This is a genomic window from Sulfitobacter sp. F26169L (assembly GCF_026410285.1).
GTDB lineage: Bacteria > Pseudomonadota > Alphaproteobacteria > Rhodobacterales > Rhodobacteraceae > Sulfitobacter.
On the sequence record NZ_JAPMLP010000001.1, the window covers coordinates 609,936 to 636,929 of the forward strand.

Below are 26,994 nucleotides of genomic sequence, written 5' to 3' on the forward strand. Positions count from 1 at the left end.
CCTCTATATTACGGGCTATCCTTTCAGCGGGTTCAGCGACGCAATCTCACGCAGCTTGGCCCGAACAGCCCAATCCGAGCCAAATCCGTAGCGCGCCCATCCCAGACTGTCCATACGTACGGCCTGCGCTTCGGAGGGGCGGTTCTCCAGATCCAGCGCTTCTGCACGTAGAAGTAGCAGCGTAGAAAGCAATGCGGCGTTTTCATTCAGGCGGGCTGTTTCCACATGCGGAGCGATCAGTTGCAGCGCCTGCGCGCCTGCACCCTGACTGATCGCAAATGCGGAAAGCTGGGTTGCAACGTACGCCTGATGAAGATGTGTGCCCGGAGTGGCGGCATAGAACTTTTTCGCCGAGCTGTAATGCTGCTGCGCCTGCGCCGGATTTTCACGTTGCAAAACGCGGCCCATGGCATAATGCGCAAATGCGCGCCGCTGGTCCTGCCATCCCATGGCTGTGGCGATCCGCAATGCTTCGGCTGCACCTGCCTTGCGCTCGCCTCTGGAGGAGGCAGGGCCAAGGGCGCTTTCGATCGCGCGTTTCCACTGGATCGGTGTGCGGGTTGCGAAATTGGCGGCGGTCAGTTCGCCGCGCGGGTTAATCTCGCGCAGGATATGGGGCAGGGTGGCGGCGACCTGACCGCGCGACATGCCATTGTACAGCTTGGGCGAGTAATAGGTGCGCAGCATCAACATATCAAATCCGGTCAGAACCGTATGCACATTGTCATCGTTGAACACGGAATCGGGCAGACGGTAAAGATCGTTGAGCGGTCCAAGGGATTGGGCCAGTTCCTCGTGCAGACAATCCCGCACCTCTTGGGGACTGACATCATTGGGCAGGAAGATTGCCAGCCGTTCGCGTTTGCGCAACTGGGCCCAGTTGGTCTTTTTGGTGTTTCGCGCTTTGCGGTACTCTTCCAGCGTGCTGACGTTGGGCGCGACAAAACAGGCGGCCTGCGGCAGCAGCTTGCGGATTTCCTTGCGCGGTACGGCATTGATGGTGATGTTTGCGCGCGGTCCGCTCACTTCCGTAATGTCGATCCGCGCCTCACTGCGCAGCCGTTTGAGTAAACGGGTCAGATCATGCTGAAGCGATGGCGGCTGATCGCCAATCACGGTGACAGATACTGGACCTTCAAAGCGGGTGAAAACCGGCAATTCGCGACCGCTTTCCAGTTTGAACGACAATTCGATAAAATCGAGCGCGAGATCGTTATTCGCGCGCACCGGACCGGCATGATAGCCTGTTCCGAATACTTTTACCGGGGGCAAAGAACTGTCTGCAATCGGTATCGCGCGGGACACATGGCCACTGGAGGAGGGGGTGCACGCATTCAAAGCCAGAGCGAGCAAAAGAGCTACGCGCGCCTTCATATCGAGATGCTCCGCAGCGTTGTTTCACCATAAGATGTTGAAAGAAATTCGAACTGCACGCGCACAATATGTGCGATCTGGATACTCATAACTCTGCCTGCCTGCCCTTTTGAGCTTCAATTGGAGATGTTTTCGCCTCTCAACCTGTCCTCGGTAGGGAGCAATTAAGGCAAAATCAGGGCAAATTTTCTTCAATAAGGCATACCTATGGTTGTAGAGGCGAAAAGGCCACAGTTCATCCGAGAGATATCGTCTGATTTCAACTCGCCGGGCGAGAGCGGATCAACCATACGTGGCATACAATGACAAAAATTGCATTGAGGATCAGGGCTTCATTTACGGTCGAAAAGCCGGAAATGACCAACGAAACCATTAGGACCACTGCCAGAACGGCAATGGTAATGACGACAATCCGTGATGACAGCAGACCGATATCATTGCGTAAAACGCCGGTGCGGCGCTGCAGGGCAGGCACAAGCCACCAAATCGCTGCAACAAACAGCGGTAACGCTATAAAAATGTGCAATAATATATCAGGTGGTAGCAAAATCGCCGCCGGAAGGCTGGCAGCGATTGAAATTGCGTAATGAAGCGGCGCGATGAGGGCCAGATATACCCACGCGCGCCGCTTTTTTACAGTCAGCGCGCGCCTCTTGCCATGAATGCAAGGCGTTCGAATAGATGGACGTCTTGTTCGTTTTTCAACAGCGCGCCGTGTAGTTTGGGCAGGGCCGACGTGCCATCCGCCTTGAGGTCTTTCGCATCCATATCTTCGGCCAGCAGCAGCTTGAGCCAGTCAATCACTTCGGAGGTCGAAGGCTTTTTCTTGATGCCTTGCTGATCGCGAATGCCGTAAAACTGTGTCAGCGCGGTGGTCAGCAGATCGGACTTGATGCCCGGGTGGTGGACTTCGACGATCTTTTTCAGCGTCTCCATGTCGGGGAACTGGATATAGTGGAAGAAGCAGCGGCGCAAAAACGCATCCGGCAGCTCTTTTTCATTGTTGGAGGTGATGATCACAATCGGGCGCACTTTGGCTTTGACTGTCTCGCCTGTTTCGTAGACGTAAAACTCCATTTTGTCGAGTTCTTGCAGAAGGTCGTTGGGAAATTCGATGTCCGCTTTGTCGATTTCATCGATCAACAGAACAACCTTTTCACCGGCCTCGAACGCCTCCCACAGCTTGCCTTTGCGGATGTAGTTGGACACATCATGCACTTTTTCCTCGCCAAGCTGGCTGTCACGCAAACGGCTGACGGCGTCGTATTCATACAAACCTTGTTGCGCACGGGTGGTGGATTTGATGTTCCATTCGATCATCGGCAAGCCCAGCGCGGCGGATACCTGACGCGCCAGTTCTGTCTTGCCTGTGCCCGGTTCGCCCTTGACGAGCAAGGGGCGTTCCAGCTGGACCGCTGCGTTCACCGCAATTTTCAGATCATCGGTTGCGACATAGTCGGCGGTGCCTTGGAATTTCATATCTTGGTCATCTTTCTCATTCAAATTTCTGCCATATTTCAATGCCTATAATAGCGCATCATTGTGTAGTGACAATCGATGATACGTCCTATAGACCCCGCAAAAAGGGAGATGTCGTGAGGGAGTTTTCCACGTGACAATGACGAAAGTGGCCAAAGGGATGGACAGAATGAAGCAGGAAGCTTTTTTGCCAGACGATTACCGTCCCGCCGAGGATGAACCGTTCATGAATGAACGGCAGGTCGAGTATTTCCGCAGGAAACTTCTCGACTGGAAGGCGGAACTGTTGGAGGGCAGCAGGGATACTATCGAAACCATGAAAGACGGCACGCGCAACATTCCTGACGTGACGGATCGTGCTTCGGAAGAAACCGACCGCGCGCTTGAATTGCGCACTCGCGACCGTGCGCGCAAACTGGTCAACAAGATCGACGCGGCCTTGCGCCGGATCGAGGATGAGGAGTTCGGCTATTGCTCGGTGACGGGTGATCCGATTTCGCTGAAACGTCTGGACGCGCGTCCGATTGCAACGATGAGCCTTGAGGCGCAGGAGCGTCACGAGCGCCGCGAAAAAGTGCACCGCGACGATTGATCGCCGGAACTGCACCAGCAAAATTCAGGGCGCTACAGTGAAAGCTGTGGCGCTTTTCTGTTTGAAAAGGAAGCCGGAATGGGCATCAGCAACGCAATTGTAATCGGCGCAGGAATTGGCGGGCTTGCAGCGTCCATCGCGCTTGCGCGGCGCGGCGTTGCGGTCACGGTAATTGAGCAGGCAACGGCCATTCGTGAAGTCGGCGCAGGCCTTCAGATCAGCCCCAATGGCCTTGCGGTTTTGCGCGCGCTGGGTCTGTCAAAGCGGCTGGCCGAGCGTGGCGCAGTGCGCGGACAGGCGGTCGTGATGCGGGCCTATGACAATGATAAAGACGTGGCGCGTCTTGATCTGATGCGCCTGCCAGCGGATCAGGCCTATATTTTTATGCACCGCGCCGATCTGGTTGATGTGCTGGCACGCTCTGCGCGTGAACACAACGTCACATTCCAAATGGGAACACAGGTGCAAAGCATTATCCCAGGTGATACGCCTCAACTGACATTGACAGATAACAGCAGATTGCGCGCGGAACTGATTGTCGGTGCCGATGGTATTCATTCGCGCGCGCGCATCGCGCTCAACGGTGCGGACAATGCGTTTTTCACAGGGCAGGTGGCGTGGCGAGCCACGGTGCCCAATACGGTCGGTCATGAGAACGTTGCGATGGTCACAATGGGTCCCGCGCGCCATCTGGTCAGCTATCCCTTGCGCGGTGGGCGCCTGATTAATCTTGTCGCGGTTGAGGAGCGTTCGGACTGGGCCGAAGAGGGATGGAACCACCCCGATGATCCCGCAAATCTGCGCGCCGCCTTCGCCGGATTTTGCGGCATGGCTGGCGATATGATCAACGCGGTCGAGGCCCCGACGCTGTGGGGCTTGCACCGCCATCCGGTTGCGCCTGTCTGGCAGCGCGGTGGTGTTGCGCTGCTCGGGGACGCTGCACATCCGACCCTGCCGTTCCTCGCCCAAGGCGCGAATATGGCGCTGGAGGATGCATGGGTTTTGGCCGATCACGTCATCAAAGGTGGTGTTGCTGCTTTGCCTGACTATCAAAGCGCGCGTGTGCCGCGTGTGAAACGGGTGATCAAGGCTGCCGAAGGCAACGCGTGGCGTTACCACCTGCGGCCGGGTCCGGTGCGCTTTGCCGCCCATACCGCCTTGCGGCTGGGCAGCAGGGTCGCGCCCATGCGGATGCTGGGCGCGTTTGACTGGCTGTACGGTGTGGATGTTACCGCGCGCTGATTATTTCGCGCGGTTCACCATTCCGAACAGATCACGCGGATCATCGGGATCGGCCAGCATATCGAGCGGCGTAAAAAACGCGGTGTCCCTGATTGCATCACGGACATAGCAGAGCGCCGAGAAATCCTCGATCGCAAAGCCGACACTGTCAAACAATGTGATCTGCCGCGCGTCGGTGCGCCCCTTGGCAGTACCGCTCAGAACCTCCCAGAACTCGGTCACTTTGTGATCGGGATCCAGTTGCTGGATCTCGCCTTCAATGCGGGTTTGTTCGGGGTATTCCACAAAGATATCAGCGCGGTGCAGGATGGCTGGGGCCAGTTCCGTCTTGCCGGGGCAATCACCGCCGATGGCGTTCAGGTGGACACCTGCACCAACCATATTGTCGGTCAGAATGGTCGCGTATTGCTTGTCCGCAGTGCAGGTTGTGATGATTTGCGCGCCAAGGATCGCTTCTTCAGCGCTGTTGCAGCTCACAACCTTCAGGCCGGACCCCGCCAGATTTTTCGCGCATTTGGCGGTGGCCGCCGGATCGACATCAAACAGGCGGACTTCTTCAATACCTGCAATGGCCTGCATGGCGATGCTCTGGAATTCGGATTGCGCGCCATTGCCGATCATCGCCATCACTTTTGACCCCTTCGGCGCCAGCACACGCGCCACCAGCGCCGATGTCGCCGCTGTGCGCAGGGCCGTCAGGATTGTCATTTCCGAAAACAGCACCGGATAGCCTGTCGCCACATCCGACAGCAGACCAAAGGCGGTGACCGTTTGCAAACCCTCTTTGGTATTGGCGGGGTGGCCGTTGACGTATTTGAAACCGTAAACATCCCCGTCCGAGGTGGGCATCAGTTCGATCACCCCAACGTCCGAGTGCGACGCAACCCGTGGCGTTTTATCAAACAGCGGCCAGCGGCGAAAATCCTGTTCGATCCGATCGGCAAGACCTTGCAGCATCGGGGCAAGGCCGACATGGTGGATCAATTGCATCATGTGATCGACGCTGACAAACGGCACAAGCGCCTTGGCGGATGGTTTGGTCATCGGAATTTCCTTTGCAGATCAATAGGGACGGGTGGGGCGGTCAAACACGTTGCGCCCCAGCGCGGATGCGGCCAGATCGACCATCAGTTCGGCGGTACGGCCGCGTTCATCCAGAAACGGATTCAACTCAACCAGATCAAGGGATGTCATCAGCCCTGAGTCGTTCAGCATTTCCATCACCAGATGCCCCTCACGCACGGTTGCACCGCCCGGAACGGTTGTGCCAACGGCAGGGGCCGCCGCGGGATCGAGGAAATCAACGTCGAGCGATACGTGCAACATTCCCTGCGCCGCTGCCACCCGTTCAAGAAATGCAGCCAATGGCGTGGCGATGCCGGTTTCGTCGATTTCACGCATGTCAACGCGGGTGACGGCGGTATCCTGCAACGCGGCACGTTCCGCCGGATCGACAGAGCGCAAGCCGATCATCGCGATGTTTTCATAGGGCAGCGGCGCGGGCAGTGCGGGCCAGCCGGTAAAATCGCTGCGCCCTGTGACATAGCCCATCGGTGTTCCGTGCAAGTTTCCGCTGTCGGTGCTCTCCAGGGTGTGGAAATCGCTGTGCGCGTCCAGCCACAGCACAAATAGGGGCCGCTGTTGGCTCGCTGCGTGGCGCATCGCGCCCAGCATTGTGCCTGCCGCCAGTGCGTGATCGCCGCCCATGGTGATCGGCATGCCGCGCTTGAATGACGCTTCGGTTGTGTCCGCAAGGCTCTGTGTCCACGCGATTGTTTCTGACAGGCGGTGCAGCTTGGGGTGGGGGGTATCGGTGAAAGGCGCAGGCGCCACATTGCCGATGTCGGTCACGGTGTGACCAAGGCTGCGCAACGCCTCGGCCAGTCCTGCGGTCCGGTAAGCATCCGGCCCCATGATACAGCCGCGGCGGATTTTGCCGCAATCAAGAGGCGCGCCCTGAAGAATACAATGTTGAGGTGTCATGCCGGAACTCCGTTATTGATTTTGGGAAGGTATATGTCGTCTATCTGTGCTATGGATAGTCAACAAACTGTCCGTATCGGGCGTTAATTGATCAAAGTGGCGGAATTTATGGACGAAACGGACGACAAGTTGATTGCAACCTTGCGCCATGACGCGCGCGCCTCGCTGTCTGATCTGGCCGCGCGGTTGGGCGTTTCGCGCACGACATTGCGCGCGCGCCTCGCGCGGCTTCAGGCGCGCGGCGAAATTGTGGGGTTTACCGTTATCACCCGCGCGGATGTGGCGCGTGACCCCGTGCGCGGCCTGATGATGATCGGGATCGAAGGGCGCGGGGCTGAGCGGATCAAACGCCAGCTTGCGGGCATGGCAGAGCTACGTGCGGTTCATACCACAAACGGGCGATGGGATCTGATTGTCGAAATCGGCACCGCAACATTGGCAGAATTTGACCGCGTGCTTGAGCGTATTCGCCGCCTTGAAGGGGTGGTCAGTTCGGAGACAAGCCTGCTGCTGAGTACGCAAAAGGCAGGTTAGGCGCGGCGCGCAGCTTCGATCCAGAGGGCGGCGAGCGCGAGCGAAGCGACCACGTTCCAGCCCGCCATACTGATGCCCAGCATCTGCCATGCGATATCGTCACAGCGCACCATCGGCGCGGCAAGGATCTGGTTCATCAGGTCTTGCGCGCTAAGGTTGGAAACACCCGAAGAGGAGCAACTGGTCGGCCCTTCCCACCAGCCCTGTTCGACGCCGACGTGATAAAAGCCGATTATGGCAGTGGTGAGGGATGCAATCGCCCCCAACCAGGCCAGCCTTGCCTTGCCTGTCAGAATGATAATCACACCCATCAGCGCCGCAGCCGCGTGGGGCCAGCGTTGCCACAGGCAAAGCTTGCACGGTGGCATCCCGCCCAGATGTTGAAAGGCAAACGCGCCGAGCAATACAGCGGCCGAGCCGAGGGCCGCAAGATATACAAACCGTATCATAGGAACTTTACCGCAAAAAAGCCGCCGATCAGCAACGCAACAGCAAGAGTGAACATCAGCGGCAACCGCTTTTCGATAAAATCACGCACCGGCGCGCCGAATTTCCACAGCAGCAACGCCACAAGGAAGAACCGTAAACCGCGCGCAATGATCGACGTGATGATAAACGTACCCAGCGGCATCGCGGTCCAGCCCGACATGATTGTGATCACTTTGTAAGGGAAGGGCGTCACACCAGCCGTCAGCACCGCCCAGAACCCCAGATCGTTAAACCGTGTGGCAAACTCTGCCATCGAATCCGCCTTGCCAAGCGCACGCAGGATAGGCTCACCCAGGGCATCATAAGCCAGCGCCCCGATGCCATAACCAAGCAGCCCGCCCAACACAGAAGCCACCAGCGCCACACCGGCAATCACAAAGGCACGGTTGGGTCGCGCAATAATCATCGGGATCATGATGATATCAGGCGGGATGGGAAACATCGAACTTTCAAGGAAAGACACCAGCGCCAGCACCCAAAGCGCATGACGATGCTCTGCCAAAGACAGCGTCCAGTCATAAAGGCGTTGGATCATGTGGATGTTTCCTCTGGCGTGATAGGGCGTTGTTTAGTTTGCCCGGTGCCCGAAGTCGATATGGCGACAGGAATTAACCCAACACAATCCTGTAATTTTTTGCCTGGGAAACGTGTCCTTGGGATCAGGTCAGGCGGGCCGTCATTTCCGAGATGAAATGCTGGTATGTGTTTTGCGCATAGTGAAAGGGCGCTGCGCCCCACTTATGATCGGTATCCGTAGCCAGCGTGCCTTCAGGATACGTGATCAGCGCGTCCGACCCGAACACCGCACCTAACTGGCGATAGGATCGGGCGAGATAGGTGTTCATGTCGTCGTTTTTGTGTGACTTATCAACTTCGGGCGCAAGGGTCGGGGTGTAGTAGACGCAATTCACCAATACCTTCAGTCCGCCGTGTTTAACAACTTCGCTTGCAAGGCGGGCGGCGATTTGGTCCCACAATGTGCGGTATGCCGATGAAGTATGCGCCAGAGTTTGACGCGGTGCAGTCGGCCATACCCTGCGGGCCCTTGAATACTCGGCTGATCGTGTGTGTGCGCTATGATCGGGGAAGATGTCGAGGCGAAACCGGTCATCGATCAGGTCGATCAGAAGGACACCACTGCGATAGTCGGGCAGCGCGTCCCAAAAGTACTTTGTCATGTCACGGTGGACCATCCGCTTTTGAAAAGTCGGACCGATGTGCTCTATTATTCTTGAAACTTCATTTGCCTTGCATGCCAGTGAGGCGAGGCTGGTTCGCGCGGTGTAGTCGGCCAATTCGAACGGTGAGGCAAACGGATATTCAAATGCATCGCGGGTCGCACAACTGCCCAGAATGTGCACGGGTGTTTTAATCGAAACCATTTACAAGTCCTTGAATGTACGCGCCGAACAGATGGGCTATGCTCATATTTTACCAGCAGCCACCGTAAGGGATCCGGTGAACCATGCCACTCCTTTTGATCGATTATCTAGCGAACAACCAAGCCAAATGAAGGGTTACACGAGAATACTCTGTGCCAGCTCGATTTGCCTATGTTCCGTCCCTGATTAGCGGTCATTGGCGGTGTGCCGAATTAGATCATACGGACGCAGTTTTGGCTTGCCCCGCACTTTGTGCCGCGCTACATCCTCTCACGTGCCCAAGTGGCGGAATGGTAGACGCAGGAGATTCAAAATCTCCCGCCGCGAGGCGTGCCGGTTCGAGTCCGGCCTTGGGTACCAGCCTTTTACAGGTTTTCCGTTTATGCGAAGTCTTCTTCAGTGTCATTCTATGACCTGAGTATCGCGAGGAGCGCTGAAGATAAGGGGTTAAGCCTGTCGTCTTCGCGCCATCGCCCGATTGCAAATAGTGGGCCGAATTAAATATCACATAGAAAAATGTTAAACACGCGCCAGTTGTGCGCCTCTGTTTCCTCACTCGTATCTCATATTGAGAGAATCGAGGATATTGCCACCTGCGCGGCAGACCGAAGTTAGAGGGCGACGAGAGGTGCGGTTGCAGATTTCAAAAAGACGCCCTTTATCGATTTTCAACCTTCTCGTTCTTTTGCATCATGATCCGGCTGTAACGGTCGTTTGCCTTAGTCGGCCGGCCGGTTGATTCGACAGATTGTGGCAGAGGTGAGCCAAGCATTGAACTAATTGCCGCAAATTAGGAGGATTGGTTCCGATCTGCTACCTTAATCGGACAGTGCAAACCCGTCATAAGGCCCAAGGCGAGGTAACGATTTTCACCTGCAGCGTCGCTCCATTGGAAACAATCTTGATGAGTTCCAAGCAAAGCGTTGATCAAAAATAGAGATAAATCTTCCAGCAAATAAGGCGTTTTGGTTTTGTTTCAGAACTTTTGTTCTGGAAACAATACCCTCGCGGTTCGGTGTACCGCGTACTGCAAAGTTTACGCCTGAAACAAATTTGGCCGTATCGCTGACACTTTTCAGACACTTTTCCCTTTGTCCTACACAATCCAAACAGTATCTATAGTGCAGCCTGACTGGGGGGTGACGTATATTTGGTCCGGGGGCGGCCGCACATTGACTGCATTCTATTGATGCGGGAGAGGTGCAGCGCCGCGTGTTTGCGACTGCTGCTTTTGATATCTCGGAACAAATACTGTTCCGTTATCAGCCATGTTTTGGCTCGTCTCTCCTCATAATTGGTGCTGATGCGTGCGTGTTGCCCAGGACCGGTGTCCAAGCCTCACGGGGTTTATGAGTTTGAACGGAGAAGACGATAATGATGTCCTGTCTTTCGACTACCCACTGTCCCGAACGGCGTGCTGATGCGCCTGTAACTGCCGCCCATCCGGCTCATAAACAATTGCACTACACCTTTTCCAATCCGGCCGCGTCGCGCGCCGCGCGCATCGCTGCATAGGAGCACATGACATGATCAGAACAATTGATTTCAACAACCTCGCAACAGGTGAAACCGTTACGAACCAATACGAGGATATTGGCGTACGCATTTCGGCGAACGGAAATGCGCCAGGCACCGACAAAGCGATGATCTTTGATTCCAACAATCCCACAGGCGGCGACGATGATCTGGCGACAGACAATCTCGATAACGTTTTGATCATCTCCGAGGACGGAGACGCCTCTGATCCCGATGATAATGCGACAGGCGGCAAGTTCACGTTTGATTTCGACGAAAGTGTTATGATCAAGTCGCTCACATTTCTTGATCTCGAAGAGCCTGCTCGTATGTATTTTTATGGCAAAGACGGGCAGCTTTTGAGCGAGCAGTTTGTGCCACCAAACGGCGACAACGGGCAGAGCGTCGTTCAACTATCCGTTCCGGATACGGTTCGCTTTGATATCGTGATCAAAGGATCAGGCGCGATTGATAATCTGGTTTTTAAAGATAACAAGATTTCTCAAAAGCCACCTGTCGCCGAGGATGATTTTGCCGCGACAGACGAGGATACCGAGGTAATTATTGACGTTCTGGGCAACGACAGCGATCCCGACGGCGATCCGCTGGAAGTGACGGAAGCGACCAGCGCCGATGGCACGGTGGAAATTAACAGTAACGGCACGCTGACCTTCACGCCGGCGCCGGACTTCAACGGCGAAGCGACGATCAACTACACCATCACCGACGGCAACGGCGGCTTTGACGATGCGGTGGTGACCGTGACGGTCAACCCCGATACAGCACCTCCGGTGGAAGGATTCTCGCCGGTGGCGACGGATGATGTAGCGGAAACCGATGAAGAAACGCCTGTTACCATTGATGTTCTTGAAAACGACACGGATCCCGATGGCGATCCGCTGACCGTGACCGAAGCGACATCTGAAAACGGTACTGTAGCGATCAATGACGATGGCACGCTGATGTTTACGCCCGATGAAGACTTCTTTGGCGAAGCGGTGATTGATTACACGATTACAGATGGCAACGGCGGCATTGATGATGCCCGCGTATTTGTCACAGTTAATAACATAAACGATGTGCCGGTCGCGGTAGATGATTGTGTGTCAACGGATGTCGACACGGCTGTAATCATTCCGGTGCTGGACAATGACAGTGATCCAGACGGCGATCCGCTGGACGTGGTAGCCGCAACCAGCCCCGATGGGACAGTTGTGATCAATGAGGACGGAACACTGGAATTCACCCCGGAAGCGGGCTTCATTGGCGAGTCAGAAATCACCTATACCATTTCGGATGGGAACGGTGAGACAGCGCAAGCGATTGCGAAAGTTTCGGTTGGTGAGGAATCCGATGGTCCTGTGGCAAATGACGACACGGCCGAAACGGATGAAGACACACCTGTCACCATCGACGTGCTTGAAAACGATTCCGATCCGGATGGAGATCCGCTGACGGTGATCTCGGCTTCCAGTCCGGACGGCGAGGTAGTGATCAACGACGACGGTACGCTGACGTTTACGCCGGCCGCTGATTTCAACGGTGATACAACCATTTCTTATGAGATCACCGACGGGAATGGCGGAGTGGATACAGCCGAGGTTGCTGTGACGGTGAATCCTGTCAACGACGGCCCGCTCGCCGAAGACGACTTCGCCGTTGTGAACGCAGGCGACACAGTGACCGTGCCGGTGCTTGACAATGACAGCGATCCAGAAGGTGATCCGCTGGAGGTTGTGTTTGCTTCCAGCCCGAACGGCGATGTTTCAATCAACGATGATGGCACACTCAGCTTCACGCCCGAGGAAGGCTTCTTTGGCGATGCGGTGATCAACTATACCATTTCCGATGGTGAGCTGACCGACCCTGCGGTAGTCTTTGTAACTGTGCGTGACGGTATCGTTTCCGGTACAGATGGTGATGATCTGATTGATCAGAACTACACCGGCGATCCCGAGGGCGACATGGTTGATAACAATGATGAGTTCCTTCCGGGCGAGGGGCCGAATGACGACATCATTATCGCAGGTGACGGCGATGACACTGTGCGTGCCGGTGACGGCAACGATGATGTATCTGGCGGTGCCGGTGATGATCTAATCAATGGCGATGCCGGTGATGATATCCTGAACGGTGATGACGGCAATGACACCATCGGTGGCAATGCCGGTGACGACACAATCAACGGTGGCAACGGCAATGACGATCTGAACGGTCATGACGGCGATGATAGCATCACAGGCGGTGAAGGCGACGACATTCTGAACGGCGATGACGGAGAAGACACACTGGAAGGTGGCGTTGGTGAGGATGTTCTTACCGGTGGTGACGGCGACGATCTGCTGAATGGCGGCGATGACAACGACACGGTCTATGGCGGTGATGGCGATGACACGCTGCTTGGGGGGGCTGGCGACGACATCATCAACGGTGACCTCGATGATCGCGTTGACGATCCGACAGGTGACGATCTGATCGACGGCGGTGCCGGTAATGACACGATCGAAGCCGGTCCAGGTTCGGATACGGTTGCTGGTGGTGACGGTGACGATGTCATCGACACCAGCAACGGCGATATCCTGCCCGATCAGGGTTATCCGGGTCTGTTCCCTGATGATCCAGATCCGGACAATGACCGGGACAGCGTGGATGGTGGTGACGGAAACGATACCATTCGCACCGGTGACGACAGCGACACCATCAATGGTGGCGACGGCGACGATGTGATCGACGCAGGCATCGATGACGACATTGTCGATGGCGGTGACGGTGACGACCGGATTGTTGGCGGCGAAGGCAATGACAGCATCCTTGGTGGTGACGGTAACGACACCATCTATGCAGCCAACGACCCTGATCGGGGCCTCGACGATCTTGAGATCGAGGATGACGGTTCTAACCCGTTTGGACCTGATCTACTGCCTGAAAACGGTCGTGATACCGTTGACGGTGGTGCCGGTGACGATGTGATCTATGGTGGCGACGACGACGATCTTCTGATGGGCGGCTCTGGCGACGATCTGCTGGATGGCGGCATAGACGATGACACCCTGCAGGGTGGTACAGGCAATGACACGTTGCTTGGCGATCAGGGCGATGACAGTCTTGCAGGCGGTCAGGGCGAAGACAGCCTTGACGGTGGTATCGGTGACGACACGCTGCGCGGTAATGTGGGTAACGACACGCTGGACGGTGGTGAAGGCGACGATCTGCTGGATGGCGGTCAGGATGATGACCTGCTGAACGGTGATGAAGGCGACGACACGCTGCGAGGCGCGCTCGGCGATGATACGCTGAACGGCGGCGAGGGCGACGATGTGCTTTTGGGCGGATCGGGCAATGATCTGTTCGACGGCGGCGAAGGCGACGACACAATGACAGGTGGCGCGGATCGCGATAACTTCGTCAACGTCAATGCAGGCGATCTGGTTGACGGGTCAGAGACAGGCGATGACTTTGACTGTCTTGATCTCACGGGATCGGCACCGGAAGGCGGCAGCCTGAATGTCACCTACGACCCTGATAACGTCGAGAACGGTGTCGTTAACTATCGTGATGCGGATGGCAACGATGCGGGTGAACTGGTGTTCACCAACATCGAAAAGGTCATTCCCTGCTTCACGCCGGGAACGCTGATTGCGACACCGAAAGGCGAGCGTAAAGTCGAAGACCTGAAGGTCGGTGACCGCATTATCACCCGTGATAACGGGATGCAGGAAATCCGCTGGATCGGTTCGCGCGACATGTCGGGAGAGGAGTTGGCCGCCAAAGAACATCTGCGTCCGGTGCTGATCCGCGAAGGTGCGCTGGGGAACGGTCTGCCGGAACGTGACATGATGGTATCGCCACAGCACCGCGTACTGATCGCCAACGACAAAACCGCCCTCTATTTCGAGGAACGTGAAGTCCTGGTTGCGGCGAAACACCTGACGGATATGGAAGGGGTCGACGTGGTTGACGTATCGCACACCACCTATATCCACATCATGTTCGACCAGCATGAGGTGATCCTGTCCGATGGCACGTGGACCGAAAGCTTCCAGCCTGGTGATATGTCACTGGCCGGTGTCGGTGACGCAGCGCGCGACGAAATTCTGGAACTCTTCCCGGAATTGTCGACCAAAGCGGGCATCATGGCATACGCCGCCGCCCGCAAATCGCTGAAAAAGCACGAAGCAAAGCTGGTCACCAGGAAGATCTGACTTCTCTATAAAGAATCCCCCGAAGCGGGCCTGAACGGGCGCTGCATCGGGGGGCATGTGTATGCAGCATCATTCGGGCGTAGTGATTCCGCGTGTTAAGCGGAGCCCCTTGCGGCTCCGCTTTTTCATCGTTTTGCGGTACTGTTTCCGGCTGCATTACAAAGCGGTTTATCAGTCTGGACTGTTTTTAACTAACTGAAAAATAATAACTATTAACGTGTTGTTGTTGTGTTGCGATGCCTGTGGTCGTGAAATTCAGACGACAGCCAACGTCAGGAAGCAGAATTGAATGAACGTGCAGCCAGACACAATTGCCCCCCGGAACCGCGTCGTAATCCGGCGTGATCGGGATGCGCCGCAAAATGCGGTGGTGCAGTTTCTGGATGGCCGCGGCGCGCTGATGGATGAGGTTGCGATTTGCGATGCCGCCGATGCCTCGCCTTGCTTTACCACAGGTACAATGATCGCAACGCCCCGCGGCGAAGTTGCTATTGAAAACTTGGGCATCGGCGATCGGGTAATCACCCGCGATAACGGTTTGCAGTATGTCCGCTGGATTGGCCAACGCACGATGACACGGCGTGATTTCCTGACAAACATCCACCTTGCGCCGGTACGCATCAGGCAAGGGGCGCTTGGCAATGATGTGCCCGAGCGTGACATGATGGTGTCACCCAATCACCGGATGCTGGTCGCCAATGATAAAACCGCCCTGCATTTCGAGGACAGCGAAGTACTGGTCGCTGCGAAACATCTGACAGGACTGGTGGGGGTTGATGTAGTGCAGGACGTTGACACCACATACCTGCACCTGATGTTTGACAATCACGAAGTCATCCTGTCAGACGGCGCATGGTCGGAGAGCTTTCAGCCGGATGTGCGCGCGCTCGCAGGGATAGGTAATGCGCAGCGTCTTGAATTGTTAACTCTGTTTCCGCAGCTTGCCACGCAAGAAGGGCTAGGGCGCTACACCGCCGCGCGCCGCATTGTCACCCCGCAAGAGTCTGAAATTATTTAGGGTTTTCTGCGTCCCGCGCGCCAAGCAGCCCAAGCCTGCGGTGTATCAAGATCGGTGCGCGCATGATTTTCGGGCAGGGGAATGTGCAGGGTTTTGTCTGCATGGGCTTTTACCACCTCACGCCCGCCGGCATCCCCCCACAGGTTAAGCAGCTCGGGGATCAGACTGCGGTGAAAAACAATAGGGTGGCCTGCGGCACCGGTCTGCGTGGTTGCGCGCCAAATTCTGGTTTCGGCATCCAGATCAATACCTTGCAGGATGGTGTTGAGGTCATTCACGGTAATGTCGGGCATGTCCGCCAGCATCACCATCACGGCCTCTGCGGTATCAGGCAGCGCAGCTAAACCCGCACGCAAGCTTGCGTTCATCCCCTCGGATGGGTCAGGGACAGGCACAAGCGTTACGCCCAAGTCGTTGATCACATCATACCTTTGGTGGGGCGCAGGGGGTAATGTGACCAGCACAGGGCAGGTGGTATCAAGCGCGCGCAGCGTCTGGCGGCGCAAAAGCGGCACACCGTTCACCTCCTCCATCAGTTTGTCACGGCCTTGCATCCGCCGCGCCGCGCCAGCAGCAAGGATGACTATCGCAATCATATCAGCCCCGCATCCGCGTGCCGTCAGGGTCAAACAGCGGTGTCGTGATCAGACGGGCGGGGCGCATCTGCCCCAGTATTTCGATCTCGACCGCCAATCCCTCTTGCGCCTGCGCGACAGGAACAAACCCCTGTGCAACAGATTTTTCTGCATAATGGGAATACCCGCCGGAGGTGCAGAAACCGATAACCGTCCCGTTAAGCCAGATCGGCTCGTATCCCTGCACATCTGCATCCAATGCCTCGACCTCGAACGCTACCAGCTTGCGATCGGGGCCAGCGTCACGCTCGGCTTCGGCTGCTGCGCGGCCGATGAAATCCGCGTTCTTCCTAAAGCTGATAAAGCGGTCCAGTCCGGTTTCCGCCGCAGTATAATCCGGCCCGAATTCCAGCAGCCACGCGCCAAAGAACTTGTCCAGTCGCAGGGACATCATCGCGCGCATCCCAAACGGCGTGATGTTGTGGGGCTGTCCAGCGGCCCGGAGGGTTGACCACAACTGGCGCTGCGCCATGGCGTCGCAATAAATCTCGTAACCCAGATCACCGGTATAGCTGACGCGCTGCACAAGACAGTTGGTCAAACCGACAGTCATCGCGCGGACATCGAGAAATTTCATCGCTGCGACATCATCCAGCGTGCAGGCTTGCAGCACGTCACGCGCTTTCGAGCCGGCAATCTGGAACCCCGTGCGCCGGTCAGAGATGTTTTCGACCTGCACACCGTCTTGCATGTTCTGTGCGAACCAGCGGCTGTGATAGGCTTGCGCGGCGTAAGACGCGGTAAGCTGGAACAGATCATCACCAAGGCAGGAAATGGTGAAATCACCGATCAAGCGCCCGTTGGGAGAAAGCATCGGGGTCAGCGAAATGCGCCCCGGTGCAGGCACACGGCCCGCCATGATCCGGTCCAGCCATACGCGTGCGTTTGGTCCGGACACCAGATATTTGCCGAAATTCTGCACCTCGTTAATGCCCACACCTTCGCGCACGGCGCGCACTTCACGACCTGTCGCCGCAAATGCGTCAGAGCGGCGGAAGGAAGGCGTTTCGTATGTCGGTTCGCTGTCGGTTGCGAAGTAATTCGGCACCTCCAACCCGAATTGCTGGCCCCAGACAGCGCCTAGATCGCTAAAAATGTCATACATCGGCGTGGTGTGGTGGGGGCGCGCGGCGGGCAACTCTTCGTTCGGGTAGGACACGGAAAAACGTTTTTGATAGTTTTCGATGACCTTGGGCAGGGTGTATCCCGGAGAAATCCACTTGCCAAAGCGGGCAACATCCATGGCGAATACGTCACGCTCGGGTTCGCCTTCTATCATCCATTGCGCCAGCGTCAGGCCAACGCCGCCCCCTTGGCTGAACCCTGCCATCACACCGCAAGCCGACCAGTAATTGCGCAACCCCGGCACAGGGCCAACCAGCGGGTTCCCATCAGGAGCAAAGGTGAACGGCCCGTGGATTACGTTTTTCACGCCAGCGCGTTCCAGATCGGGAAAGCGGCGGTAGGCAAATTTGATGCTTTCCTCGATCTTGTCGAAATCATCCGCCAGCAGGTCTTGGCCGAAGCTCCACGGGGTGCCGCCCACCGCCCACGGGCGGCAGGGTTGTTCGTAAAACCCGATGCACAAGCCCATGCCTTCCTGTCGCAGATAGCTTTCGCCGGCGGGGTCCATCACATGGGGGTGCTCGCGGCCATCTGCCATCATTTCCCTAATGAGGGGCACTTCCTCGGTCACCAGATATTGATGCTCCATCGGGTGCAGGGGCAGATAAACGCCCGCCATCGCCGCAACTTCGCGCGCCCAAAGTCCACCGGCATTCACAATGTGTTCCGCGTGAATGGTGCCCTTGTCCGTCACCACATCCCATGTGCCATCCGGGCGCTGGTTGGTTTCGCGCACCATGCATTGGGTTTCAATCGTCGCGCCGCCCATTTTCGCGGCACGGGCATAGGCATGGGTGGTCCCTGACGGGTCAAGGTGACCGTCCAGCGGATCATACAATCCGCCGATAATCCCCTCCAGATTGGTGACGGGGGCGATTTTGGCGATCTCTTCGGGGCCGACGATCTCTGTCTCCAGCCCCATAAAACGGTGCTTGGCACGCTCTGCCAGCAGCATATCGAAACGGTCCTGATTGTCCGCCAGCGTCACACCGCCAACATGGTGCAGACCGCAGGACATGCCGGTGATCTCCTCCAGTTCCTTGTACAGTCTGATGGTATAGCCCTGAAGGGCCGCCATGTTGGTATCACCGTTCAGCGTATGAAAGCCGCCCGCAGCGTGCCACGTCGACCCGGAAGTTAACTCGGAGCGTTCCAGCAGCATCACATCGGACCAGCCAAGTTTGGTCAGATGGTACAGAACCGAAGCGCCGACAACGCCGCCGCCGATAATCACAACACGGGTGGTGGTTTTCATATGCGGGACCTTTCTGTCGCGTACCCTTCGCAGGAAAGGTCATGCACCATCGTGGAGCAAGTGATTTTGCGACACAATCTGTCGAATTCGTATTGTGTGAATTTTGGCGTTGGCCTCGGACGGTGAGGGGACTAACTGTTGGGAATGGAAAATATAAACACCCTTTTCGCCACCGCTTTACGCAAAGCGCGCCGTTATTCCCGCAAACTTTGGGTGCGCGTGGTGATGATGGGCCTGCTGGCGGTTGTCGCGACCGTGCTTAGCCAGTTGATAGAGGTTTATATCCCCGAAAAGCTCGCCCAGAGTTTGAGTGGCGATGCCGCCGACCGTCTGCTGCAGCTCATCGCCTCGGCAATGCTGTCGGTCACTATTTTCTCGATCACGGTTATGGTGTCGGTTTACCAGTCCTCCTCCACCCAATGGACGCCCCGTGTCCACCGCCTGATTATGACGGACAAAACTACCCAGAACACGCTGGCAATCTTCATCGGCGCCTATGTCTACTCCCTTCTTGGGATTATTTTGCGAGAACTGGGCATTTACGTCGACGAGCGGGCATTTGTGTTGTTTTGGATGACGGTTCTGGTTCTGGTGGTGATCGTTGTTTACCTGATCCGCTGGGTTTTACATTTGCAAGGATTTGGGCAGCTGCTGGACACAACCCGTCAGGTTGAGGATGTGACTCGCGCGCAGTTCAAGGACCGTCTTGCGCGGCCCTGTCTGGGCGCGCATCCGCTAACGGGTGATGTGCCGGAGGGCACCAGAACGCTGAAAGCGTGGGAGAGCGGATACATCCAGCAGATATACCCCGAAGCCCTGAATTCGATCGCCGAAAAGCACGATGTTCATTTTTATCTGACGCAGGCGGTTGGTCACTTTGCATTCCTTGATGCGCCGCTGATGGAAGTGGAAAAGATGGGTGGCGAATTGGACTGGGACGCGCTGTACAAAGATGTTCAGGATGCCGTGTTTCTTGCCGATGTGCGCAATTACGAACAAGATCCCCGTTTTGGTCTGATTGTGATGAGCGAGATCGGATCAAAGGCCCTGTCACCGGGGGTGAATGACCCCGGAACGGCGATTGACGTGATCACCCGCATCGGGCGCATTTTATCAGACTACAAAGATGAGACAAAAGGCGAGCCCGAAACACTGTTGGCACATTTGCATGTCCCGCCGATTGATCCGGCGGATCTTTTGCGCGACGGTTTTGGTGCGGTGTCGCGTAACGGGGCCGGAACGCTTGAGGTGCAGCAGCGGCTGCAGCAGACCCTTGCGGGACTGATGCGCCACCCCGATAGCGGATTGTGCCGCGCTGCGCGCGACATGGCGCGCGAGGAACTGGCACGTGCGCTGGAAACGCTCAGCTTCGAGCCGGACCGCAAGGCGCTTATCGCCTCAAGCGATCCCGAAGTTCGCCCGAATTAGGGGCGCTGTAAGGGTTGCGACGGATCATGTCGCAAAATTGCTATCGGTCAGGAAGATAGGCAGCCACCATAGCCGGTACAGTAGCCACGATCAGGACCCGTTTCATGCGCACCCATGCCCAAGCCGTTGTCATCGGAGGCGGCGTTATCGGCTGCTCCATCCTTTATCACCTCACAAAACTGGGGTGGTCCGATGTCATGCTGCTGGAACGGGACGAGCTGACCTCGGGTTCGACGTGGCACGCGGCGGCCAACATTCACGGCCTGCACGACAATAACAACATCACGCGCATCCAGAATTACACAATGGATTTGTACAACGCGCTTGAGGCCGAGACGGGGCAAAGCTGTGGTGTGTTCCAGCCCGGAAGCCTGTATCTGGCGCAGACAGAAGCGCGCGAACACCAGTTACGTCTGCAAGCGGCCAAGGCCAAATACTACGGACTGGGCTTCTACGAGGTCAGCCGTGCAGAGGCCGAAAAACTGCATCCGCTGGTGGATTATGACGGAATCCGCTGCATCATGTACGAGCCTTCGGGCGGCAACGTGGACCCGTCCGGCGTGACAAACGCCTATGCCGCCGGCGCGCGGCAAAACGGTGCCGAGATTGTGCGGTTTTGCCCTGTCACGGGGACAGAGCAACAACCGGATGGCACTTGGATTGTGCGCTCCGGAAAAGGTGATATCCGGACGCAATGGGTGGTCAATGCGGCGGGCCTGTGGGGGCGTGAAGTTGCGGCGCTGGCAGGGATCAAACTGCCGTTGCAACCCACAGAGCACCAGTATTTTGTTACCGAAACCATTGCCGAAATCGAAGGTATGGAGGGCCGCCTGCCTTCTGTCGCGGACCGAGACGGAGAATACTACCTGCGTCAGGAAGGCAAGGGACTGCTGGTAGGGGCGTATGAAAAAAACCTTCGGTTCTGGGCTGAAGACGGCACGCCGCAGGGGTTCGGGCACGAGTTGTTTGCCGATGATCTGGAAAGGATCGAGGAAAACATGCTGCGTGCGATCGAGCGTGTGCCGGCCGTGGGCACCGCGGGGATCAAACGGGTCATCAACGGCCCGATGATCTGGTCCCCCGACAGCAATGTCCTGTTTGGCCCTGTGCCGGAGTTGCGCAATTATTTTTGCTGCAATGGGATCATCCCCGGATTTAGCCAATCGGGGGGCATGGGCCTGCTGGCCGCTGACTGGATTGTCACGGGCGAAAGCCGCTATGATATGTTTGCATGGGATGTCGCGCGATTTGGTGATTGGGCGGACAAGGCTTTCACCAAGGCGCGTGTGGGCGATCAATATGCCAACCGGTTCAAAATTCATTTTCCCAACGAAGAACGCAGTGCCGGACGCCCCGCGCGCTTGCGTCCTGTGTACGATACACAACGTGATATGGGCGCGGTGTTCGGCCTGAATTACGGCTGGGAGCACCCGCTGTATTTCGGCGATGAAGTGGGGGCGCAGGACCAGACCCACGGCTTTACCCGCCAGTCATGGTGGGATGTTGTGGGGAAGGAATGTCGGATGCTGCGCGAACATGCCGGTATCATCGACATATCGAACTTTGCAAAATACATCTGCAAGGGTAGCGGCGCCGAAGCCTGGCTGAACGCTGTGTTTGCCAACACAATGCCGCGCGAAGTCGGGCGGTCGTGCCTGACGCCGTTGATCGGCAAGCGCGGCGGGATCGCGGGTGATTTTACGGTGACCCGTCTTGCAGAGAATGAATTCTGGGTCATCGGCTCGGGCATGGCAGAGCGCTATCACTGGCGGTTTTTCAAAGAAGTGCCGCTGCCGGAGGGCACCACATTCGAGAGCCGTACCAACACCATGTGCGGGTTTAACGTTGCAGGGCCAAAATCGCGCGAGTTGCTTCAGCGATTGACCATCACATCGCTTGAAACGCGTGACTTTCCTTTCATGCGCTCGCAGTGGATCGAACTGGGCGGTGTGCGCTGTCTGGCTTTGCGCGTGTCCTTCACGGGTGATCTGGGGTGGGAATTGCACTGTGATGAAGCGGATCAGAAGCGGCTGTACGACGCGCTTGTTACTGCGGGCGCGCAGGTGGGTGCCGGACCGGTGGGCAGCCGCGCCTTGATGTCGCTGCGGATCGAGAAAGGCTATGGCTCTTGGGGGCGGGAATACAGCCCCGAATACTGGCCGCAAGAGGTTGGACTGGCGCGGCTGTGCAAGCTGGACAAGCCGTTCCTCAATCGTGATGCGGTGACCGAAACAATGGCAAATCCCGCGCGCGAGGAGCTTGTCCTGCTGGCGCTGGATGGGGGGCAAACGGAGGCGTCTTTTGCAGATGCAACAGGCGGAGAACCGGTTTTCAAAGACGGTGTGGGCATTGGGCGGGTGACATCGGGCGCCTACGGGTATTTTGTCGGGCTGTCGCTTGCGCTTGCCTATATCAAAGGGGGCAGTGCAGGGGAGGTTGTGGATGTGATGGTGTTGGGCAAACCACACAAGGCGACGATACTTGCCGAGCCGCCGTTTGACCCTGAAGGCAAACGATTGCGCGCCTAGATTGTGTAGTTCGGGGCGCTGCCCCGTCTTCGGCCTTTGGCCGAAGACTCCCCGGGATATTTGGGGCCAAAAGAAATAACGGGTGTGTTAAAGAGGACGGATTTTCAGGTCTGTGATGCGGTTACCTTCGCGTTTGAGAACTTCGAACCGGAATCCGTGGAACAGAAAGACCTGTCCGCTGGTCGGAATCATCTGTGCTTCGTGGATGACAAGGCCAGCAACGGTGTTCGCTTCGTCGTCGGGCAGGTTCCAGTCGTTTGCGCGGTTGAGATCACGGATTGTCATTGCGCCATCGATCAGGAACTGGCCGTCACTGTCGGTTTTGATGGCGTGTTCGGCGAGGGGGTCAAACTCGTCGGTGATTTCGCCGACAATCTCTTCGAGGATATCTTCGAGAGTGATCAGGCCCTGGAGGGTTCCGTATTCATCAACCACAAGCGCGAAGTGGGTTCTGCGGTGCAGGAACTGGCGCATCTGCTCATCAAGTGTGGAAGTTTCGGGCACGAAATACGGCTCTTTTGCAATTTCGGCGATGTCGAATTCTTTGAGGGCTGCGGCATCCCCTTCGGCGCCGCCGATGAGTTTGTACATCGCCCGCAGCAGGTCTTTTGCGTGGATCACACCGATAATGTTTTCGGGGTCGTCACGGTAAACTGGAAGCCGTGTGTGATTGGAGCGCAGGCACTGTTCCAAGATATCGGAGGGACTGTTACCTGCATCGATCATCTCTATGCCGGAGCGGTGTAGCATGATTTCCTCTACCACACGTTCGCGCAGATCGAGCGCGCCAAGGATACGGTCGCGGTCTTCTTTTTCAACGACACCTTCGGAGTGGCCAAGCTGTAAAGCGCCTGCGATTTCTTCCCGCACAGCGAGGATGTTGCTATCGGGGTCAACAGAAACACCGAGCAAGCGCAGCAGACCGCGCACCAGCAGCCGCACAACGCTGACCACCGGGGCAAACACAAATACAACAACGCTGATCGGTCCGGAAACAAGAGCGGCGGCGCGTTCTGCATTTGTGATTGCGTAGGTTTTTGGCAGGACTTCGGAAAAGATAAGAACAAGGAGTGTCATGACCAAAGTCGCCAAGGCAACACCGCTTTCACCGAAAAGGCGTGTAAACAAGGCTGTTGCCAAAGAGGCTGCGAGGATGTTGACGAGGTTGTTTCCCAAAAGGACCGAGCCGATGAGGCGTTCGTTGTCTTCGGTAATGCTCAGCGCGCGCTGTGCGCCAACCGAGCCTTTATCCGCCTGTGTCCGCAGCTTTCCCCGTGAGGCCGCTGTCAGGGCGGTTTCGGAACCGGAGAAAAAACCTGACAGGATCAGCAGGAAAAGAATGATCGCTGTGGAAATCCAGAACGCGGTATCTGCCGTAGCTTGTGGCATGTCCATTGGGGGAAACCTCTGTGTGATAAGTCTGTATGTTATGGGGCGCGGGGGTGCAGCATTCAAGGAGGGCGTTGCGGGAAAGAGCTTGTTTTGGATGCTTAGGCGCGTTGTTGGCTGCGCTGCTGCGCTAATTTGGCGTGGCAAGAGGCAGATTTACGCAATTTACACAAGACTGACCTAAGTTTTCCGGGATGGGAATGGAGCGAAGGTACTGGGTTTGCACAAATGGATAAGGAGATCCGGGGCCGATGCCGCTTTGCTGTGGAAGCTTCTAGATGCTGTCGGAGGTCTTCTTTTTAATCGCTGTTTCGGACAACGGATGATGATCCAGAACCAGTTCTGACAGGCGCGCCTCTAGTACGTGGGTGTAGATTTCTGTGGTAGCAACATCGGCGTGGCCCAGCATGGTCTGGATGGCGCGCAGATCTGCGCCGCCGGCGAGAAGGTGGGTTGCAAATGCATGGCGCAGGGTGTGCGGTGTAACCTTGGCCGGATCGACGCCAGCTGCGACTGCGATTTCCTTGATGAGAAGGTAAAACCGGTGGCGCGTCAGGTGGCCATCCTTGCCACGGGAGGGAAACAGGAAACGCGATGGTGGCAGTTTTTTCGCCACACGCGCTGCTTCGCTTTCGTCGCGCAGACGTATCCAGAGAGCCAGCGCATCGCGCGCATCCGGTGACAGGGGCACCATCCGCTCTTTACCCCCCTTGCCGAGGATGAGCAGCAGGCGGGGGTCGCCGCGGGTGGCGCTGACCGGTAGGCCGACCAGTTCACTGACCCGCATTCCGGTGGCGTAGAGAAGTTCCATTAGGCACGTGTTGCGCACGCGATCCGTGGTATTGCGGCCCAAGCTGCGTGCAGCAGACAGCAGGCGGTCAACCTCCTGCACGGAAAGGATTTTGGGAAGGCGCTTGTCCTGGCCGGGGCCGCTAATCTGGATGGCGGGATTGTCGCTGCGCAACCCCTCTTCGAACGCAAAGCGATAGAGCTGCTTGACTGCCGACAAACGCCGGGCGCGGGTGGATTTGGCAAGGCCCTGCGCATCGCAGGATACCAGATACGCCTCGACATCGGCACGGCTGGCTTGGTCGAAGGTGCAATCGCGATGGGCCAGCCAGCTGTCAAAATCCTTCAGGTCGCGCCCGTAGGCGAGCAGGGTGTTTGTGGCAGCACCCAGTTCGGCGGCCTGTGCCTCCAGAAACATGGATATCCAGGATGACGGGGGGCGTTTGGTCATGGTGACCGTTCCAGCAGCAGAATTTGCAGAGCGGCGCGGCGGGCGGTGTCTTCTAGTCCTAATGCCCGCAACGTGCCAAGAGATTCGCGCAAGGCACGGCTGTCTCCACGGGCACCGTCGCGCAGGGAGTCGAGCGTGGCCAGCAGCGCCTCACCCAAACGCTGTGTCTTTGCCATCTCAATCCACTCCTGACGGGGGGCGGGAGTGGAAAATGCATCATTGATCGCACGGGGCAGGGCATCCGACGGGGCTTTTGCAACGGCTTCGCCCTGTGCAACGGCACGGATCAACGCCATCTCCGGACCCAGTTTGATCTCATCGCCCAATGCAACAGCGACCATCTCATAAGCGGGCGATAATAGACCCATTCGCGCCTTTATCCGTGCTGCTTTTCCGGTCAGTTCGATTTCTGTGATCCGGTCGTAAAATGCGGTGGCGAAACTCACTTCCAGCTCTGCCTCACGCATGTGATGCCAGGCAGCGGGAAGCGTTTTCGAAACCGCTTCGACGCTGTTGGTGTTAAGGGCTGTGTCAAACCGTTGCACGGCGCGGACGCGGTCCCATATTCCGCCAGATGCAGCTGGCTGGCGATTCGTATAGAGGCCAAGCAGGCGGTTGTCGGGCAGCGCGCCTGCGCGGGTCAACCGCTCGGCCGCTTCGAGTTGGGATTTCCAGCCTGCAATATCACGCAGATCGGCCACGGCGTAGGCGCGCGGCAGCGGTCCGGTCGGGAGCGGCTCGCCTATGGTTTCAAACAAGCGGAACGTCAGCGGGTCAACTTTGCGCGGTGATTTCAACGGGGCGGCATCTTCGAAGACATCGGGGTTCAGGAAGCGGTCAAGGACATCTAGTGTTTCGCGCGGTAACAGAGACAGCGCTTTTGCAGAACCGAAGGTCAGCGCGGCGGTATCCCAGTCGCCCCCGCGGGCGGCACAGAAAATCTGCAAGCCGGCATCGTTTGTCAGATAGCGCGCGCGTGATAGCGCACCGCATGCGGTATCTTCTGTACCCACCAACAATCCAAGCTGCGCCCATAAATCGAACAGGCTGCGGGAGGTAGAAGCCCCCGCCTGTTCCAGTAGCGCCAGCGCGGGATCGACCGCGCCCAGTGCCATCAGTTTTTCAGCGCGCGCAAGGGTCAGTGCGTTTTGCGCAGATGCGGTGCCGTTTGGTGCGGATGCCTCTGTCAGCAGCAGCGTGAACAACAGCGCATTGCTTGCGGGTAACTCAAGATCAGGCAGTTTGTTCAGGCGACGGGCAAGATCGGCCACATCGCTCCCCACCCAGAGATCGGGCTTCATTCCGGTGACGGCGGGGGGCACAAGACCTACGTTTGCAGGCGCACCCGCATCAAGCGAGCGGGTGATGATGTGCGGGGCACTGCCGTTATTGGTGACCGCCGGTTCGTCCACCGGTTTTGCGGCCGGTTTTGATGCGCGCGGGGCAGGTGCGCGGGGCAATTGCCCCAGCGGCGCCGGTTTATCGAGCCAATCGATCACCGACAGGGGCGCAGTGCTCTGCGCGCTTGCGGCAAACGCAAACGGCAGAAACACGCCAATGACGCCGGCGCGTAATCCGCTCATC

The 26,994-nt window shown here is 57.2% G+C and carries 20 protein-coding genes and 1 tRNA gene; 8 read left to right on the top strand and 13 right to left on the bottom strand.

Annotated elements, in window-relative coordinates; all coding sequences use genetic code 11:
• Positions 1–15: 15 nt before the first annotated feature.
• The 3 genes from OS189_RS02905 to OS189_RS02915 all read right to left on the bottom strand — a co-directional run bounded on the left by OS189_RS02905 (position 16) and on the right by OS189_RS02915 (position 2,853).
• The gene (locus tag OS189_RS02905; RefSeq protein WP_267165771.1) at positions 16–1,374 is read right to left on the bottom strand and encodes a DUF2927 domain-containing protein; all 1,359 of its coding nucleotides are present in this window, start codon (positions 1,372–1,374) and stop codon (positions 16–18) included.
• Positions 1,375–1,633: 259 nt separating this feature from the next.
• Entirely contained in the window at positions 1,634–1,921 is a 288-nt protein-coding gene (locus OS189_RS02910) for a hypothetical protein (RefSeq protein WP_267165772.1), read from the bottom strand.
• A 92-nt stretch (positions 1,922–2,013) separates the two neighbouring features.
• Positions 2,014–2,853, bottom strand: coding sequence for an AAA family ATPase (locus OS189_RS02915; protein WP_267165773.1), 840 nt, complete (start codon positions 2,851–2,853; stop codon positions 2,014–2,016).
• Positions 2,854–3,022: 169 nt separating this feature from the next.
• On the opposite strand from OS189_RS02915, the gene dksA reads away from it, so the two are divergent.
• Positions 3,023–3,445, top strand: coding sequence for an RNA polymerase-binding protein DksA (gene dksA, locus OS189_RS02920; RefSeq protein WP_267166059.1), 423 nt, complete (start codon positions 3,023–3,025; stop codon positions 3,443–3,445).
• Positions 3,446–3,523: 78 nt separating this feature from the next.
• On the top strand, positions 3,524–4,687 hold the full coding sequence (locus OS189_RS02925) for an FAD-dependent monooxygenase (RefSeq protein ID WP_267165774.1): 1,164 nt from the start codon (positions 3,524–3,526) through the stop codon (positions 4,685–4,687).
• On the opposite strand, the gene ocd is transcribed toward OS189_RS02925, so the two are convergent.
• Positions 4,688–5,731: an ornithine cyclodeaminase gene (gene ocd / locus OS189_RS02930; protein WP_267165775.1), complete on the bottom strand. Its 1,044-nt coding sequence runs from the start codon at positions 5,729–5,731 to the stop codon at positions 4,688–4,690.
• Positions 5,732–5,749: 18 nt separating this feature from the next.
• Positions 5,750–6,670, bottom strand: coding sequence for an arginase (gene rocF, locus OS189_RS02935; RefSeq protein ID WP_267165776.1), 921 nt, complete (start codon positions 6,668–6,670; stop codon positions 5,750–5,752).
• Between the two features lie 108 nt (positions 6,671–6,778).
• Between rocF and OS189_RS02940 the strand changes: the two genes are divergently transcribed.
• A complete protein-coding gene (locus OS189_RS02940; RefSeq protein WP_267165777.1) occupies positions 6,779–7,204 on the top strand; it encodes an Lrp/AsnC family transcriptional regulator in 426 nt (141 codons plus the stop codon).
• Here OS189_RS02940 and OS189_RS02945 read toward each other — a convergent pair.
• The 3 genes from OS189_RS02945 to OS189_RS02955 all read right to left on the bottom strand — a co-directional run bounded on the left by OS189_RS02945 (position 7,201) and on the right by OS189_RS02955 (position 9,075).
• Positions 7,201–7,653: a disulfide bond formation protein B gene (locus OS189_RS02945; RefSeq protein ID WP_267165778.1), complete on the bottom strand. Its 453-nt coding sequence runs from the start codon at positions 7,651–7,653 to the stop codon at positions 7,201–7,203. The two genes, OS189_RS02940 and OS189_RS02945, sit on opposite strands and share 4 nt — an antisense overlap.
• The gene (locus OS189_RS02950) at positions 7,650–8,228 is read right to left on the bottom strand and encodes a YqaA family protein (RefSeq protein ID WP_267165779.1); all 579 of its coding nucleotides are present in this window, start codon (positions 8,226–8,228) and stop codon (positions 7,650–7,652) included. The genes OS189_RS02945 and OS189_RS02950 overlap by 4 nt, the downstream gene beginning before the upstream one ends.
• A 124-nt stretch (positions 8,229–8,352) precedes the next feature.
• Entirely contained in the window at positions 8,353–9,075 is a 723-nt protein-coding gene (locus OS189_RS02955) for a DUF6270 domain-containing protein (RefSeq protein WP_267165780.1), read from the bottom strand.
• A gap of 276 nt (positions 9,076–9,351) precedes the next feature.
• Between OS189_RS02955 and OS189_RS02960 the strand changes: the two genes are divergently transcribed.
• The 3 genes from OS189_RS02960 to OS189_RS02970 all read left to right on the top strand — a co-directional run bounded on the left by OS189_RS02960 (position 9,352) and on the right by OS189_RS02970 (position 15,810).
• Positions 9,352–9,435: transfer RNA gene (locus tag OS189_RS02960), tRNA-Leu, on the top strand.
• Positions 9,436–10,601: 1,166 nt separating this feature from the next.
• Positions 10,602–14,792, top strand: a complete 4,191-nt coding sequence (locus tag OS189_RS02965) for an Ig-like domain-containing protein (RefSeq protein ID WP_267165781.1) — start codon at positions 10,602–10,604, stop codon at positions 14,790–14,792.
• Positions 14,793–15,081: 289 nt separating this feature from the next.
• Positions 15,082–15,810 (top strand): Hint domain-containing protein, encoded by a 729-nt coding sequence (locus OS189_RS02970; RefSeq protein WP_267165782.1) that lies wholly within the window; start codon positions 15,082–15,084, stop codon positions 15,808–15,810.
• On the opposite strand, the gene OS189_RS02975 is transcribed toward OS189_RS02970, so the two are convergent.
• Positions 15,807–16,406, bottom strand: a complete 600-nt coding sequence (locus OS189_RS02975) for a nucleotidyltransferase family protein (protein ID WP_267165783.1) — start codon at positions 16,404–16,406, stop codon at positions 15,807–15,809. The two genes, OS189_RS02970 and OS189_RS02975, sit on opposite strands and share 4 nt — an antisense overlap.
• 1 nt (position 16,407) lies before the next feature.
• The gene (locus OS189_RS02980; protein WP_267165784.1) at positions 16,408–18,825 is read right to left on the bottom strand and encodes a GcvT family protein; all 2,418 of its coding nucleotides are present in this window, start codon (positions 18,823–18,825) and stop codon (positions 16,408–16,410) included.
• Between the two features lie 144 nt (positions 18,826–18,969).
• Between OS189_RS02980 and OS189_RS02985 the strand changes: the two genes are divergently transcribed.
• Together OS189_RS02985 and OS189_RS02990 are read left to right on the top strand one after the other, a co-directional pair.
• On the top strand, positions 18,970–20,253 hold the full coding sequence (locus OS189_RS02985; protein WP_267165785.1) for a DUF2254 domain-containing protein: 1,284 nt from the start codon (positions 18,970–18,972) through the stop codon (positions 20,251–20,253).
• A 104-nt stretch (positions 20,254–20,357) separates the two neighbouring features.
• Positions 20,358–22,781, top strand: a complete 2,424-nt coding sequence (locus OS189_RS02990; protein ID WP_267165786.1) for a GcvT family protein — start codon at positions 20,358–20,360, stop codon at positions 22,779–22,781.
• An 87-nt stretch (positions 22,782–22,868) separates the two neighbouring features.
• Here OS189_RS02990 and OS189_RS02995 read toward each other — a convergent pair whose 3' ends face one another.
• The 3 genes from OS189_RS02995 to OS189_RS03005 all read right to left on the bottom strand — a co-directional run bounded on the left by OS189_RS02995 (position 22,869) and on the right by OS189_RS03005 (position 26,993).
• Positions 22,869–24,176, bottom strand: coding sequence for an HlyC/CorC family transporter (locus tag OS189_RS02995; protein ID WP_267165787.1), 1,308 nt, complete (start codon positions 24,174–24,176; stop codon positions 22,869–22,871).
• 268 nt (positions 24,177–24,444) lie between these two features.
• Positions 24,445–25,410, bottom strand: coding sequence for a tyrosine recombinase (locus tag OS189_RS03000; RefSeq protein ID WP_267165788.1), 966 nt, complete (start codon positions 25,408–25,410; stop codon positions 24,445–24,447).
• On the bottom strand, positions 25,407–26,993 hold the full coding sequence (locus OS189_RS03005) for a hypothetical protein (protein ID WP_267165789.1): 1,587 nt from the start codon (positions 26,991–26,993) through the stop codon (positions 25,407–25,409). Before OS189_RS03005 ends, OS189_RS03000 begins: the two co-directional genes overlap by 4 nt.
• Position 26,994 lies beyond the last annotated feature (1 nt).